12 protein-coding genes are annotated in these 14,798 nt (G+C 46.8%); 2 read left to right on the top strand and 10 right to left on the bottom strand.

The window, feature by feature from the left end; all coding sequences use genetic code 11:
* Window positions 1-51 precede the first annotated feature (51 nt).
* The 9 genes from D3H55_RS10225 to D3H55_RS10185 all read right to left on the bottom strand — a co-directional run bounded on the left by D3H55_RS10225 (window position 52) and on the right by D3H55_RS10185 (window position 12,627).
* Window positions 52-405 carry a hypothetical protein gene (locus tag D3H55_RS10225; protein WP_119546812.1) on the bottom strand — a complete coding sequence of 118 codons (354 nt, stop codon included), beginning with the start codon at window positions 403-405 and terminating at the stop codon, window positions 52-54.
* Between the two features lie 180 nt (window positions 406-585).
* Window positions 586-2,127, bottom strand: a complete 1,542-nt coding sequence (gene putP, locus D3H55_RS10220) for a sodium/proline symporter PutP (protein WP_119546811.1) — start codon at window positions 2,125-2,127, stop codon at window positions 586-588.
* 872 nt (window positions 2,128-2,999) lie between these two features.
* Window positions 3,000-4,160, bottom strand: a complete 1,161-nt coding sequence (locus D3H55_RS10215; RefSeq protein ID WP_119546810.1) for a CamS family sex pheromone protein — start codon at window positions 4,158-4,160, stop codon at window positions 3,000-3,002.
* Between the two features lie 15 nt (window positions 4,161-4,175).
* Complete coding sequence (gene ligA, locus D3H55_RS10210; RefSeq protein WP_119546809.1) at window positions 4,176-6,182, bottom strand: NAD-dependent DNA ligase LigA; 2,007 nt, start codon at window positions 6,180-6,182, stop codon at window positions 4,176-4,178.
* Between the two features lie 26 nt (window positions 6,183-6,208).
* Window positions 6,209-8,434 carry a DNA helicase PcrA gene (gene pcrA / locus D3H55_RS10205; RefSeq protein ID WP_119546808.1) on the bottom strand — a complete coding sequence of 742 codons (2,226 nt, stop codon included), beginning with the start codon at window positions 8,432-8,434 and terminating at the stop codon, window positions 6,209-6,211.
* Between the two features lie 117 nt (window positions 8,435-8,551).
* Window positions 8,552-9,241, bottom strand: coding sequence for a heptaprenylglyceryl phosphate synthase (gene pcrB, locus D3H55_RS10200; RefSeq protein WP_119546807.1), 690 nt, complete (start codon window positions 9,239-9,241; stop codon window positions 8,552-8,554).
* A 230-nt stretch (window positions 9,242-9,471) separates the two neighbouring features.
* Window positions 9,472-9,777, bottom strand: a complete 306-nt coding sequence (locus tag D3H55_RS10195; RefSeq protein WP_119546806.1) for a YerC/YecD family TrpR-related protein — start codon at window positions 9,775-9,777, stop codon at window positions 9,472-9,474.
* Between the two features lie 22 nt (window positions 9,778-9,799).
* Window positions 9,800-10,840, bottom strand: coding sequence for a DUF3048 domain-containing protein (locus D3H55_RS10190; protein ID WP_119546805.1), 1,041 nt, complete (start codon window positions 10,838-10,840; stop codon window positions 9,800-9,802).
* A 47-nt stretch (window positions 10,841-10,887) separates the two neighbouring features.
* Entirely contained in the window at window positions 10,888-12,627 is a 1,740-nt protein-coding gene (locus tag D3H55_RS10185) for an adenine deaminase C-terminal domain-containing protein (RefSeq protein ID WP_119546804.1), read from the bottom strand.
* Between the two features lie 144 nt (window positions 12,628-12,771).
* On the opposite strand from D3H55_RS10185, the gene D3H55_RS10180 reads away from it, so the two are divergent.
* Together D3H55_RS10180 and D3H55_RS25375 are read left to right on the top strand one after the other, a co-directional pair.
* A complete protein-coding gene (locus D3H55_RS10180; RefSeq protein ID WP_119546803.1) occupies window positions 12,772-13,137 on the top strand; it encodes a YgaP family membrane protein in 366 nt (121 codons plus the stop codon).
* 160 nt (window positions 13,138-13,297) lie between these two features.
* Entirely contained in the window at window positions 13,298-13,411 is a 114-nt protein-coding gene (locus D3H55_RS25375) for an EYxxD motif small membrane protein (protein ID WP_338067930.1), read from the top strand.
* Here the strand turns inward: D3H55_RS25375 and purD are convergent.
* Window positions 13,377-14,660 (bottom strand): phosphoribosylamine--glycine ligase, encoded by a 1,284-nt coding sequence (gene purD, locus D3H55_RS10175; RefSeq protein WP_119546802.1) that lies wholly within the window; start codon window positions 14,658-14,660, stop codon window positions 13,377-13,379. The two genes, D3H55_RS25375 and purD, sit on opposite strands and share 35 nt — an antisense overlap.
* Window positions 14,661-14,798: the final 138 nt, after the last annotated feature.

The raw sequence follows: 14,798 nt of genomic DNA, 5'->3' as shown, positions 1-14,798 counted from the left end.
AAATTGAAAATGCGCCTGCCGGATGGCAGACGCTTTCACTGAAGCCTTAGTTTATTCTTGTTCATTAATTTCCTTTTCTACTTCATCCAATGCTTCGTCAGCTTCTTCTTCCAATTCTTTCTCTGCAGATTCAGCAGCATCTTCTGCAGCTTGTCCTGCATCCTCTGCGCCTTGTTCGATATCTTCGCCAGCTTCTTCCGCATCCTGTTCTATATCATTTGCCTCTTCTTCCGTTTCATCGACGCCTTCTTCAGCTTCCTGTCCAGCTTCGTCAGTGCCTTCTTCTGTATTCTGTTCTGTCTCTTCTACTTCTTCAAAGTTATCAGAGGTCCCATCATCGGAACAACCTGCAAGAAAAATGCCGGCTGCCATTGGGACTGCTGCTAGTAAATTTCGCTTTTTCACTTTGCATACCTCCTAATCTTTGGTGTTTCCTATTTTATACCCCGCCTCAAAACACCAAAACATTTCAGTTCTTTAAAGCGGTAGGGGACTGTCCCCCGCCGCTTTAAAGCACTAAAGTGACAACCCGCAAAAAAACCGCCGGCCGGTATACGGCTGGCGGTTTTGAAAACTTGAATACAATTATTTCACGTCATTTGCTGCAGCTTCATTAAATTCAGATTGAATTTGTTCGCTTGGCTGCGGCCCGATCTTAGAGAAGATGACTATCGCCAAGATTGCCAATATGAAACCTGGTACGATTTCATACAGGGAAAATGGAATAACCGCTTCTTGTACAACTTCTCCTGCTGCATTCAATTCAGGAGTGGAAAGCAGCTTCCAGGCAACCACTGTTACTGCACCAACGATCATACCTGCAAGGGCACCATTGCGTGTCATGCCTTTCCAGAAGAGGGAAAGAAGGATTACCGGTCCGAAAGCAGCTCCGAATCCAGCCCAGGCATAACTTACAAGGTCCAGGATGCTTGAAGAATTTTCGTTGGCAGGATTTCCGCCCAATGCCAGAAGGATGGCAATGACAGCAATCAGGACAACCCCCAGACGGCCAACCCATACAAGTTCCTTGTCTGAAGCGTTCTTGCGGATGATTGCTTTGTAGAAATCCTCTGCAAGTGCACTTGATGAAACAAGAAGCTGGGAGTCGATTGTACTCATGATGGCAGACAGGATTGCCGCCAACAGAATACCTGATACCCAAGGGTTGAACAGCACATCAGTGAACAAAATGAACACTTTTTCCGAATTATCCGCCGCATCTGTGATCAACGGCGCATCGGCAAAGTACGCGATACCGGAAATCCCGACAAGTACAGCACCGATGATAGCAAGTATCATCCATGTCATACCAATCCAACGTGCTTTTGGAACATCCTTCGTGGATCTAAGAGCCATGAAACGCGTGATGATATGAGGCTGTCCAAAGTAGCCAAGGCCCCATGCCAACAGCGAGATGATTCCGATGGCAGAAGTTCCGGCGAAAGCGTCAAGATAAACCGGGTCAACGGCCTCGACTCTATCCATCGTGCTTCCCCATCCTCCAAGTTCAGTGATTGCCACAATCGGCGCTACAATCAAAGCAAGGAACATCAGGATGCCCTGGATGAAGTCGGTCCAGCTGACAGCAAGGAATCCGCCAAGGAATGTATAGGAAATGATAACGATCGCACCGATAAGCAATGCTGTGTTATAACCCATATCAAATGATTCCTGGAAAAGGATCGCTCCACCAACAAGACCTGATGAAGTATAGAAAGTAAAGAAAACCAAGATTACAAGTGCAGATATTACCCTGAGCATACGGGATCCGTCTTTAAAACGGTTTTCAAAGAAATCCGGGACCGTAATGGAATCGTTCGCGACCTCTGTATAAGAGCGCAGTCTGGAAGCAACGAATTTCCAGTTCAGGTAAGCACCGATCGTAAGTCCGACCGCAAGCCAGATAGACCCGCCAAGACCAGCTGCATACGCGGCACCAGGCAGTCCCAATAGCAGCCATGAACTCATGTCGGATGCGCCGGCACTAAGTGCTGCAACACCCGGACCCAGGCTGCGTCCTCCTAAAACGTAATCAGATAAATTGCTTGTTAATCTGTAAGAAATAATACCAATTGCTAACATACCGACCAAATAAACTATAAACGTAATTAAAGTAGCCGTATCCATGTTTAGTCTACATTCTCCTTTCGATTTTTGAATAATTTCATTATAAAAACTCTAAGATGCCTATTGCTGCTTTCACTCTGACGCTCTTTTTTACCCTATGCATTACATTTGTAAACTTATTCATAGGGGTTTCTTCCCGCTGATGACCCGAATAAGCCCGATGAGCCAGGAGCACTCTACAACATTAACAAGCGTAACATAAATAAATCACACTCTCATGCGGAATATTCTGAATATAACTGTACAACTGATTATTTATGCAAAATTAATGCATATAACCTCTTGTGAAAGCGCTTTAACAATAATATATATTCAGAAAAATTCATAAAATTAAATTCATAATTTGTTCAAATAAAGCTATTGCAAACTCAGCGAATTGTTAAACCGGACTCCTTACTTTCACACTTATCAGCTGATAAAGCAGCAAAAGAATTATTCTTGTAAAATGAATAGGCTGTTTTTATTAGATGTTTCTTTCAAAACGATCAGCCGGCTGGTATTCATTTTCTTTTGAAGCTGGTGGTGACGAGCTTATTTTTCCCATTTCATGCTGCTATATGCATGCATTTACTTTCAGTGAAGTCCTTCTGCATCATTTTTTTCCGCTTTGGCCAGGCTCTCCGCTGACCTGCATTTTAAAATTAACAGGAACCGCTCGGCCATCGTAAAACCCGAAGACCCGGCTTTCCCCCTGGATTTCAAGTTTTTTCGAAATAAAGCAGCCGTTTTCTTCTCTGTTTACGGGGTGTGTATTTGGTGGATTATCGGGATATCAGTTGAACCTTATATCCACAGCAGTAAAGCTTGCGAAAAGAACCATAGATCGTTTTAAAAAAACAAAAAAACTGACCCGGATACAGGTCAGTTAACTATTATTCGTAGATATGCACAAACGGTTCCGCCTTATCGCCAAGGACAATCAAGGCTTCTGCTCCGTCTGCTGAAGTGATTTCAATTTCCACGTTCATGGCTTTTGGAAAAAGCTTATCGGCAAGCTCGGCTGTGTACTGCGTAAAGCCGATGGTCTCAGCTTTTCCATTGAATTGAATCGGAATATCGATTTCCAGGCTCTCCATCTTTCCTTCTTTATAGAAAGCATAACCGACGACACCTACATAGTTTGGAAAGTAGCTTTCTATTTTCCCTTTAAAATCATTGAACACTTTCAGATCCTTAGGATGCGCATCTTCTGCCTGTACAGACGGAAAGAAGTAATGCTCTTCATTTACGGCCTTCCAATCACCAATCGAGGCACTGTCTGCGTTGACTGTCGAGTAAGCAAAGTAATTCCCGGGAGTGACCTCATCCCTGCTCGATTGCTCGTAAAGGGCAATGGTGATCGGGATGCCGTCAAGCTCCGGTTTCTGCCTCATCCTTTTGATCACTTCCTGAGCGATTTGCACACCTTGCTGCTGAACTTCCTCATGACTGATGTTTGTCTGGCGTGTTTCACCTGTATTCTGGTCCTGATAATAAGAAACAGAGTTCAAAGCAAGGCCGACAACGACACCAGACAACTGGATCTTGCTGTCTTCGACTTTTTCCAAATAATTATGTTCGATCACATGCGCAAGATAAATGGGTGTATCCTTTCCTTCACCGGGAGTTTCCTCGACAGGATTAAGGCCGATATTCTGCTCTTCCTTCAACCCTTTTTCTTCCAGTTGTTTGCTGGTATACTTCCTGTTCAGCCAGGATTGGATTGTTTCTTTATCCAGAATCTGGCCTTCTTTGAATAGGTATTTGTCACTTGAATAGACGTTTTTCGCCACACGGACAAGCCCGGACTCAAACACATCTATATCGTAACGGGAACGCAGGTTGTTTACGACCATGCCTCTTGTATCCGTCGATTCATATGGCAGCAATGTTTTATAATATTCATCAGAAATCTGGTAATTCGGAATGATTGCCTTTTCCGATTGCTGATTTTCATCTTCTTCTACCACTTGTTCCTGTTTTTCTATTTCAAAAGCAGGAGTACAGCCGCCGAGCAAAAGCGCAGCAGCGGCTGCCGCCAACCATTTCCTCATGTATTTTCTCCACCTTTAACGGTTAAGTTCTCCAAGCAGCTTCTCTTCGTCCCATACTTCTATTTCAAGTTCTTCTGCTTTCGCGAGTTTTGAACCTGCGTCCTCACCGGCAATGAGGAGGTCTGTCTTCTTACTGACAGAACCGGTCACTTTCCCGCCGAGCTCTTCTATCTTCTGTTTTGCTTCGTTCCGGCCAAGCTTTTCAAGCTTTCCGGTAAGGACAATCGTTTTTCCTGCAAAATAGGAATCAATATCTTCCGCTTTCACAGGTCTCGGTCCTTTATATTCCGTATTGACTCCCGCTGATTTCAGTTCTTCGATCAGCTCAGCCACTTCTTCTTTTTCAAAGTAGGCAACAACAGCGTCGGCCATTTTATCGCCGATTTCATTGATGGCGGTCAGCGCTTCCTTGGAAGCATCCCTTAAATGATCGATATTTCCGAATTCCTGAGAGAGCGTCTTGGCTGCTTTGGCCCCGACATGGCGGATCCCCAAGCCGAAAAGGAGTCTTTCCAGAGAATTGGATTTCGAAGCTTCAATCGCTTTCAGCAGATTATCGACCGATTTCTCGCCCATTCTCTCCAGCTGCAGAAGCTGTTCCTTTTCAAGACGGTAAATATCGGCGACATCGACGATCAAACCCTCTTTGAACAGCTGGCTGATGACTTTTTCACCCAGTCCATCAATGTTCATCGCATTTCGGGAGACAAAATGGATCAGCCCTTCCCTGATCTGCGCCGGACATTTGGGATTGATACAGCGAAGAGCAACTTCTTCTTCAAGCCTTACAAGTTCGCTGCCGCATTCAGGGCAATCTTCAGGCATGCGGAAATCCTGCTCGTCCCCTGTGCGGCGGTCTTCAAGGACATTCACCACTTCAGGAATGATGTCCCCTGCCTTCTTGACGACCACGTAGTCACCGATCTTGATATCCTTTTCCCTGATCAGGTCTTCATTATGCAGGGAGGCCCGCTGCACTGTCGTACCGGCAACCCTTACTGGTTCGAGGATGGCAGTTGGTGTCACCACACCCGTTCTTCCGACACTAAGTTCGATATCCTTCAGCAATGTGACGACTTCTTCTGCAGGAAACTTATAAGCGACCGCCCATCTCGGACTCTTGGCCGTCGTACCAAGCTCCTCCTGCAATTCAAGGGAATCGACCTTGATGACGATGCCATCGATGTCATACGGAAGGTCAGGACGCCTCTCGACCCATCCTTCCACGTATTGAATGACTTCCTCGATGTCCTTGCATCTTTTTCTCTCTTTATTGGTCTTGAAGCCCAGTCTATCCAAAAGGTCCAGGCCTTCACTGTGTGAAATGACACCCGTTCCGCCTGTATCAGCGATCGAATAGAGGAAAATGTCCAGATTTCGTGAAGCAGCAATGCGAGGATCGAGCTGGCGCAATGATCCCGCCGCAGCATTGCGGGGATTCGCGAATGGTTCCTCTTCCCGTTCTTCCTTGGCGCTGTTCAATGCTTCAAAGGATTTCTTCGGCATGAAGGCTTCCCCTCTTACCTCCATTGTTAACGGCTCAGGAATCCGGAGCGGAATCGATTTGATCGTCTTCAGATTGGCTGTGATATCTTCACCAATCGTTCCATCTCCCCTTGTGGCTCCCTGGCTGAAGAGGCCGTCTTCATAGCGGAGGGAAACGGCAAGCCCGTCGATCTTCAACTCGCAGACGTAGGAATAATCCTCTCCGGCAGCCTGGCTGATCTTGCGGTCGAAATCCCTCAGATCATCCTCATTAAAGGCATTTCCGAGACTGAGCATCGGTGTCCTGTGCTCAACCTTTTGGAAAGCCTCCAGAATGCTTCCGCCAACCCTTTGCGTCGGGGAGTCAGGAGTCTTCAACTCAGGAAATTCATTCTCAATATCAATCAGTTCATTCAACAACCGGTCATATTCGGCATCCGGCACCGAAGGCTTGTCCAGTACATGGTATTCATAACTATATTGATTTAAAAGATTATGAAGGTCGCTTACTTTCTGTTCTGCGCTCTTGATATCCACAATAACAGCCCTTTCTCACATGGAAATTATACTTTTTCGACAGGAGCAAACTTCGCCAATAGGCGCTTAATGCCTGTAGGACTTGGAAAGGCGATATCAAGCTCCATTCCGTCTCCGCTGCCTTTCACACTGACAACCGTGCCTGTTCCCCACTTTTTATGCGCAGCCCTGTCACCGACCTGCCAGGAGATCCCTTCACCGCCGGTTGTCGTCGGAACAGGACGGGATACGGGCTTCCTCCTTGCAGGCTGCTGTGTCCTTGCTGATGCTGCTTTGCCGCCGGATGAGAACGGGCTTCTCTTTTCCGGCTCGAAATTATCAATGAGGTCTTCAGGTATTTCGGCAATGAATCTGGAGACCGGATTCATTTTCGTCTGCCCGTATAAGGTCCTCATCTGGGCATTGGTCATGAAGAGTTCCTCTTCCGCCCTTGTGATCCCTACATAGGCAAGACGGCGCTCTTCTTCCATCTCCTCTTCATCCATAAGCGACCTGCTGTGAGGGAAGACGCCTTCTTCAAGCCCCATCAGGAAGACAACAGGAAACTCAAGCCCTTTTGCCGCGTGAAGCGTCATCAGGATGACTGCATCTTTCGGCTGTTCATCATCATCAAGTTTATCGATATCCGCCACAAGAGCAAGGTCTGTCAGGAAGGCAACCAAAGATTTATCATCGTTGCTTTCTTCAAAGCTCTTCGTAACAGATAAGAACTCATCGATATTTTCCAGGCGGCTTTGCGCTTCGATGGACTTTTCAGCTTTCAGCATTTCCCTGTAACCGGATTTTTCAAGGATTTCTTCCACCAGTTCCGTTACAGAAAGATACTCCTGCATTTGGGTATAGCCTTTCACAAGATCCTTGAATTCAATGACGGACTTAGTGATCTTCGGGCTGAGTCCGATAAAATCCGCTTCCTCCAGGGCCTGCATCATGGATAAATCATTCATAGCCGCATAGTTGGCAACCTTATCAAGTGATGTCGAACCGATCCCGCGTTTCGGGACATTGATGACACGGCGCAGGCTGATGTCATCATCAGGATTTGCGATCAGCCTTAAATAAGCCAGGATATCCTTTATCTCTTTACGGTCGTAGAACTTTACGCCTCCTACGATGCTGTACTCAATATTGGATTTCAGCAGGATTTCCTCCATTACACGTGACTGTGCATTGGTACGGTAAAGGATGGCAAACTCGGAAAACTTCCTTTTGCCGCTGTCCGTCATCTCTTTGATTTTGCCGGCAACGAACTGGGCTTCGGACTGCTCGCTGTCCCCCCTGTAATAGGTGATCTTTTCGCCCTGGTCATTTTCTGTCCAGAGATTCTTCGGCTTGCGGTTCATGTTCTTCTGGATGACATCATTGGCCGCATCCAGGATCGTCTTCGTCGAACGATAATTCTGTTCAAGCAAGATCACGGTTGCTCTGGGGTAGTCTTTTTCAAAAGAAAGGATATTCGCAATATCCGCTCCGCGCCAGCGGTAAATCGACTGGTCGGAATCCCCTACAACACAGAGGTTCTGAAAACGGGACGCCATCATCTTCACAAGCATATATTGCGCCCTGTTGGTATCCTGATACTCATCAACGTGGATATATTGGAATTTCCTCTGATAAAACTCGAGCACTTCCGGAACACGCTGAAACAAATGAATTGTCGTCATGATCAGGTCATCGAAATCAAGTGCCTGATTTTTGCGCAGGCGCTTCTGGTATTCTTCATAGACATCGGAAGTCACATTGTCATAATAGCTTCCGGCTTCTTTTGAAAACTCTTCAGGGGTCTTCAGTTCATTCTTTGCTGAAGAAATCGAACCGAGGATGGACCTTGGATCAAATTTCTTCGGGTCGATATTTTTATCCTTCAAAATCGACTTGATGACGGAGAGCTGGTCCGTTGTATCAAGGATCGTGAAGTTCCGGTTAAAGCCGATCCGGTCGATGTCGCGCCTCAGGATGCGGACACACATGGAGTGAAAGGTGGAGATCCAGATTTCTTCTCCCACCCCTCCAAGGATGTTTCCGATCCTGTCCTTCATTTCCCGCGCCGCTTTATTAGTGAAGGTGATCGCCAGGATGTTGTATGGGTTTACCCCTTTTTCAACCATCAGGTAGGCGATTCGGTGCGTCAGCACACGGGTTTTCCCGGAGCCGGCACCTGCCATGATCAAGAGCGGGCCTTCTGTTGCTTTCACCGCTTCTGCCTGCTGCGGATTCATTCCATTCAATAATCGATCTGTTAAAAATTGCATGTTATTTTCCACCACCATAACGAACATTTGTTCTTATTATATCAAGTTTTGTTTTTTATATGAAGGGCTGTTTATTCATCCTGCTATTTGATTTTGCCTGAGGATCATCAATATATTTTATACCGACTTAACGGCCTCTACAGTTTTCAAGGCTGTTTTTATGTCCTCATAGAGGACATTCCCGACAACGATGACGTCTGCGTGCCCGGCCATCTCTTTTGCCTGCTCCGGGGTTTTAATTCCGCCGCCGTAGAAGAATGTTGTGTTCTCAAGCACTCTGGCTGTTTCCTGGACATATTCAATATCCCCGTATGTTCCGCTGTATTCCAGATAGAAAATCGGCAAATGAAACATTTTTTCAGCCATCATTGCATAGGCGGACACGTCTTCTTTCGTCAAATCAGTTTTGGCCCCTGTCAATTTTGCTGCTTTGCAGTCACCGTTCAGTATACAGTAGCCTTCCACCAGAATCTCATCCCAGTTCATGATTTCCCCGTATTCTTTAACCGCCTGATGATGAAGGCCTTTCAGCCACATCGGATCATCGCTGTTCAAAACAGTCGGGATGAAATAAAAATCAAATCCGGGTGTCAAAGATTCCATGTTGCTGACCTCAAGGGCGCACGGCACCGTATACCTTCTGACTCTCGCCATCAGGTCCAGGACCCCTTCAAGGGTGACATCATCGGTCCCGCCGATCATCACCGCATCCGTTTCCGATTCGCAGATTTTCTCCAGGTCTTCATCGCTGATTTCCTTGGCCGGGTCAAGCTTAAATACATGGCGCCACTCTCTGACATCGTACATCCATACTTCCTCCAATTCTTTCAATTCCATTTAAACATTATATCATTCCTGAAGCCAATTAACGAGGGAGCCATGACGGGTTGATGTGGTTTCTTCTGGCAATTGGAGTGTGTCGCTTTAGCACTTTAAAGCAGCCGGGGACAGTCCCCGGACGCTTTAAAGTGCTAAAGCATTACAATAAAAAAAGGACTGCCCGGCTTTGTTGCGCTGCGGCAGTCCTTTATCGTTTCTTATTCTTCTTCCTTTTGGCTGTCGACACGGTCCAGAACCATTTGATAGGCGTCGTTTCCGTAGTTGAGGCAGCGTTTCACGCGGGAAATGGTTGCTGTGCTGGCACCTGTTTCCGCTTCGATCTTGTGATAGGTTTTTCCTTCTTCCAGCATCCTCGCAACTTCCAGACGCTGTGCAAGGGATTGAATTTCGTTGATTGTCGCTAGATCATCAAAGAAACGATAGCATTCATCGATATCTTGCAGGGATAGGATTGCATTGAATAGCTGGTCCAGTTCTTTACCTTTTATTTTATTGATTTGCATGATCATTTCTCCTTTTATTCTATTATTGTACTGTGACAAATCCGTCTAATCCCGGATTATCAGGTATGATGTTGATCCATGTTTTTCCTGGAGCGAAGGCTGCATCCCCGGCAGGGACGATTCTTCCGTCCTTATTTTCCCACTGGACCTTCACCAATTTCCCGCGCTGCAGAAGGTACGCATTTCCGCCTGACTCAAGGTCGATGATTCTGCGTCCGTAATCATCGATGATTCTATGAGGGGCTTCCACAATGAAAACATTGTCCAGCTGGACGAGGTCGCCTGTTTCATAATCCGCCATGGGCTCTCCATCGGAGATCCGGCTGTACTTCCCTGTTTCCTGGTCGTATTCATAAACCGGGGAAAATGATGGATTATCAAAGTACGAAACCTTTACAGAAGCTGCGTCTTCTCCGGATACCTCTTCCGATTTAACAAAATCAAACGAGGCTGGAGGCGTATCCATTTCAGCACCGACCTGGTCTGCCCCTTTTTCGATGTTCTCAAATGAAATATAGGAATTATGAGGGGCGACACGGAAGTCTGCCCGTTTGAACAACGATCCGTCATATTCCATTCCATTGATATTATCGATCGATCCGTTTGTCAGCAGTTCCTTCGCATCCGGGCTGTAGCCGTGTGCGACAAAGAAGCTGTCATACCCCTGTGCCAATTGAATGAAGTAATCCCTGGCGCTTCTCACCGGCCCGACTTTCTCCGGCTCTTCGCTTTGGAAAATCGCGACCAGACGCGTAATGTCGCCTTCTGCCAGGACTTCATGAATCACATCTGCTTTATGAAGTCCTGACTGCGGACGGGCCTTGGGATGGTTATTGACCACTACCGCCACTGCCCTCTGCATGGACTCTTTTTCCGCATCGATTCCTGTCAGCGGATATTGAAATGATGATTGTTCTGCTTCTTCTTTCTGTCCATTGGCAGCATCATTTTGTTCTGTATTATTCTTTGCCGTGTTATCATTAGTCTCGGTTGTTTCGTTATCAGAACTGCATGCTGTCAACAGTAAAACGGCGATGGCCGCTATTGCAGTTTTTTTCCACATGTAAAAAATACACCCCTAAGCCAATCTATAATCCTTACTTTAACATTTTAACGCATTATCGTGGGAAAGAGTACAGTTTTCTTCATAACATCATAGATTCCCCTCTGTGTCACCCTGATATATGGAAGGTGCGTAGACTGCAGGAACAAAAGGGTATAGACAGGATCATTGAAAGAGTATCCTCTTGAGAATAGAAGTTCTTTCATCTTCTTCTCTTCTTCAATTAGTTCTTCCATTTTTTTATCAGACATGATGCCTCCCACGGTCAATGGAATTTCGTGCAGGATTTCCTGGTTTTCACTTAAGGCGATTCCACCGCCGATCTCCTTCATCCTTTGGAAAGCATGCATCATATCTCTTTTGTCTTTACCGATCAAAATAATATCGCCTGTATTGGAAAACGAAGACGCGAAGCCTTGCACCCTGGCTGCAAAACCCTTCAGCATCGTGCTGATCCTCCACTTGCCGTTTCGGTCGATAAGCATCAGGAAGCTTTCGTCATGGCTTTCAGACAGGGCTATTTCCGATGCATCGATGCCGACAGAATACGGCTTGGTTATGACTTCATTGACCATTTCAATCCCAAATGGCATGGAAAATTGGAGGTCATCATAAGTTAAGTCCCACTGCATCTTCAGTGGGCCGAGACCGTATCTTCCCCAGTCCGGTGATGGAACTTCAGCCTGCACGCCTTGAAGGTTTTTTGCCCACTCCCCTTTGGCCATGACGCCTGCAGGGGAAGGATGTTCTTTGCTTTCAAGGAAGTTGATATTTGCGACCCTACCGGCGGCGATCATCCCATGATGATGGGAAATGCGGTAATGCCTTGCAACATTGTAGCTTGCCATATGATAGGCATCGATCACCGGAATGCCGCTGTCGATTGCTTTCGCGATGAGAACATCAAGCACCCCGCCCTCATAGAAACCAGGGGTCGAACCATCTGTCGTCAACATCATCTCACCGTAGTTATCTATGTCATATTCCTTGATTTCGTCAAGCAGTTTATCAAGGTCCGGCCTGATCGATGAATTCCTCAAGGTCACGGCCAATCCCTGCATAAGCCTCATATAGACATCTTTTCCGGTCATCGCTTCGTGGTCGCCGTCAACACCAAGCAGCGCAAGCTTTGCGAGCGTTTTTTCCGAAGCCCCCGGCAGATGGCCCTCCACTACTTTATTCAGCCTCTTAGCTTCCTGCATCAGGTGAAGGATCATATCATCTCCATCAAGCAGTCTCGGCCAGGAGGTAAGTTCCCCTCCCTGGACAACATCTTCATGATTCAGCCACGATTTCACTTCATTATGGGAGAATACCGTCTCTTCCCTCTGCATCTCCGTCTGGGAATCGAATCTCGCCCACCAGTACATTGAAAATGGCAGCTGCTTCAGGTCTTCCAGCAAAGAAAACGCTTTCTTTTTATTCATCAATAAAAACAGCATAAGATTGTCATTGATGAATGTCGTTGTTCCGGTTTGGGATGCATAATGGGCAAAAGAATGGGGATTATAAAGTTGAAACGGGTGAACATGAGGCTCAATATATCCCGGGACCAGGTAGTAGCGGCTGCAGTCCGTCACTTCACACCCATCCAGGGTTTCTGGAAGCTGATCTCCACAGTAAATGATACGGTCCTGATGAATCCAGATATGGGCCTGAACCCATTTTTTCAAGACGGAATGCAGGTAGACGGCATTTTTCAAGATCTTCGTCGGCCTGAGTCTGCCGTCAAGGACATCTATATGTTCACGCAGTTCTTTGTTTTTCCATCTGTATCGCTGTGCCAACTAAGAACACTCCTCTATGTAGAAACTTAAATCGTGATTGAGTATAGGTAAAAGTTATTAGTACCTAATGTAACATATTTTGGACTTTAACGCATTAAAGGTTTACAGAAAACATATGTAAATATTTTGTAAGGAGGATATGTCATGAAAGTTAAGCAAAATATCGGCATCGTCAATGCTTTAATCAGGATCACAGCAGGATTTACCGTTCTTTCATGGGCTACGGCAAAGCTTGTCAAAATGCCTTGGAGGGATTCTTATTTATGGATGGCAATGCTTGGAGGAATGAAAATCGGAGAAGGCATTCTCCGCTTCTGTCCGATCACAGCCTTGTTTGAAAACCAGCAATCAAATTCCGAAGGCGGCAAAGAAGGCAAAAGCATGCTCAACATCGGCTCCATGCTGAAGGGAAATCATAACAATTCAGAAAAGAAAACGACTGACATCGACAGCGACGAAAAAAGAAAAGACCTTCCTGACATGCCGGATCTTCCATATAATCCTTCATGACGACGTCGCTTTAACGCACCACCGCAAGTGGGGACAGTCCCCGGCTGCGTTAACGTGTTAAAGCAGCATAGGGAACTTCCATTTATCTGCATTCAAAACAACAGGGTGCCCGCCGAGGGCACCCTGTTGTTCCAAATCTTTATAGACTGGAGTGATTGATATGTTTTGGGAATATGTTATGGATATGTCTTACGTCCTGATTTCCGTCATTGGCGGAATTATCGCCATCCTGTACGTGTTTATTCGGAAAGGGAGGAAGAGGCGCGTCCGATAGCCCTCTGCCCGATATCCTTCCGGTAGAACAAGCCTTTGACATCAAGGGTCTCAATGGCACTGTACACCTGCTCGAGAGCTTCTTCCAGCCTTTCCTGTTTGGCTGCAACCAGCAGGACACGGCCTCCATTTGAAACCAGTCTGCCTTCAGCATCCATTGCAGTCCCGGCGTGGTAAACAAGCGTATCTTCCTGAAGTTCCTCTAACCCGCCAATTGGAATATTTTTTTCATAAGCCTCGGGATACCCCTCGGCAGCGAGCACCACACCTGCAACACCACGTTCATCCCACTCAAGCGAAACATCCCTGCCTTCACAAATATTATAAAGGACTTCCCCAAGGTCGGATCGGAGCCTCGGCAGAATCACTTGTGTTTCAGGGTCGCCGAAGCGGGCATTGAACTCAATGACTTTTGGCCCCTGTGAGGTCAAAATCAATCCGGCGTAAAGCACGCCTTTGAAGGATCTTCCCTCCGCAGCCATCGCACGCGCAGTCGGAACCAGGATGGTCCGCACCGCTTCGCTTATAGTATCGGCGCTGATATGGGGCACTGGGGAGTACGCACCCATCCCGCCTGTATTCGGGCCTTGATCACCATCAAAAGCCCGTTTGTGGTCCTGCGCCGCTTCCATTGGATAAACATTCTCGCCGTCAACAAATGCCATCAGTGAGAACTCTTCACCTTCCAAAAATTCTTCTACGACCACCTTCGCAGATGCCTCCCCGAACTTAGCCCCCAGCAGCATTTCTTCCAGGGCAGCCATCGCTTCAGCTTCCGTAAAAGCGACTACGACACCTTTTCCCGCTGCAAGGCCATCCGCTTTGATGACAATCGGAGCCCCTGTTTGTAAAACATATTCCCTCGCGCTTTCAAAATCGGTGAACGTCTCGTAAGCAGCGGTCGGGATGCTGTATTTTTTCATCAGTTCTTTCGCGAATGACTTGCTTCCTTCAATGACTGCAGCCTTTTTGTCTGGCCCAAATACTCTCAGCCCCTCATGCCGGAAAGCATCGACGATACCGTCAAAGAGCGGGACTTCCGGACCGACGACAGTCATATCAATGCCGTTTCCCTTCGCAAACTCAATGAAACCGGTAAAATCGGATTCCTCTATGCTGACTGTCTCTGCAGCCTGTGCAATCCCGGCATTTCCCGGTGCACAATACACCTTTTGGACACTTGGACTATTTTGTAAGGCATCGCATAGCGCATGCTCCCTACCGCCCCTGCCGATAACAAGTACGTTCATTCAGACACCCCTTTTTTTATGTATAGGTGCAGCGAGTGCACCCTTTTGATTATTTTTCAAGTCGTTAAAAATGGGCATTGAGCAGGTTTCGTTGTGGTGAAATTTGTCGGTTGGTTGATAAATCGTCAGAAACGCCGA

This window comes from Bacillus salacetis, assembly GCF_003581585.1.
GTDB lineage: Bacteria > Bacillota > Bacilli > Bacillales > Bacillaceae_B > Rossellomorea > Rossellomorea salacetis.
Note: the sequence above shows the minus strand (reverse complement) of the source record. Positions and strands in the feature narration are given on the sequence as shown.

What these genes read in the sequence shown, in the direction of transcription:
- D3H55_RS10190 (WP_119546805.1), bottom strand. Translation starts at nt 10,840, where the DNA reads ATGTGGAAAAAAACTGCAATAGCGGCCATCGCCGTTTTACTGTTGACA.
- pcrB (WP_119546807.1), bottom strand. Translation starts at nt 9,241, where the DNA reads ATGTACGATGTCAGAGAGTGGCGCCATGTATTTAAGCTTGACCCGGCC.
- D3H55_RS10195 (WP_119546806.1), bottom strand. Translation starts at nt 9,777, where the DNA reads ATGCAAATCAATAAAATAAAAGGTAAAGAACTGGACCAGCTATTCAAT.
- purD (WP_119546802.1), bottom strand. Translation starts at nt 14,660, where the DNA reads ATGAACGTACTTGTTATCGGCAGGGGCGGTAGGGAGCATGCGCTATGC.
- D3H55_RS25375 (WP_338067930.1), top strand. Translation starts at nt 13,298, where the DNA reads ATGTTTTGGGAATATGTTATGGATATGTCTTACGTCCTGATTTCCGTC.
- D3H55_RS10180 (WP_119546803.1), top strand. Translation starts at nt 12,772, where the DNA reads ATGAAAGTTAAGCAAAATATCGGCATCGTCAATGCTTTAATCAGGATC.
- putP (WP_119546811.1), bottom strand. Translation starts at nt 2,127, where the DNA reads ATGGATACGGCTACTTTAATTACGTTTATAGTTTATTTGGTCGGTATG.
- pcrA (WP_119546808.1), bottom strand. Translation starts at nt 8,434, where the DNA reads ATGCAATTTTTAACAGATCGATTATTGAATGGAATGAATCCGCAGCAG.
- D3H55_RS10215 (WP_119546810.1), bottom strand. Translation starts at nt 4,160, where the DNA reads ATGAGGAAATGGTTGGCGGCAGCCGCTGCTGCGCTTTTGCTCGGCGGC.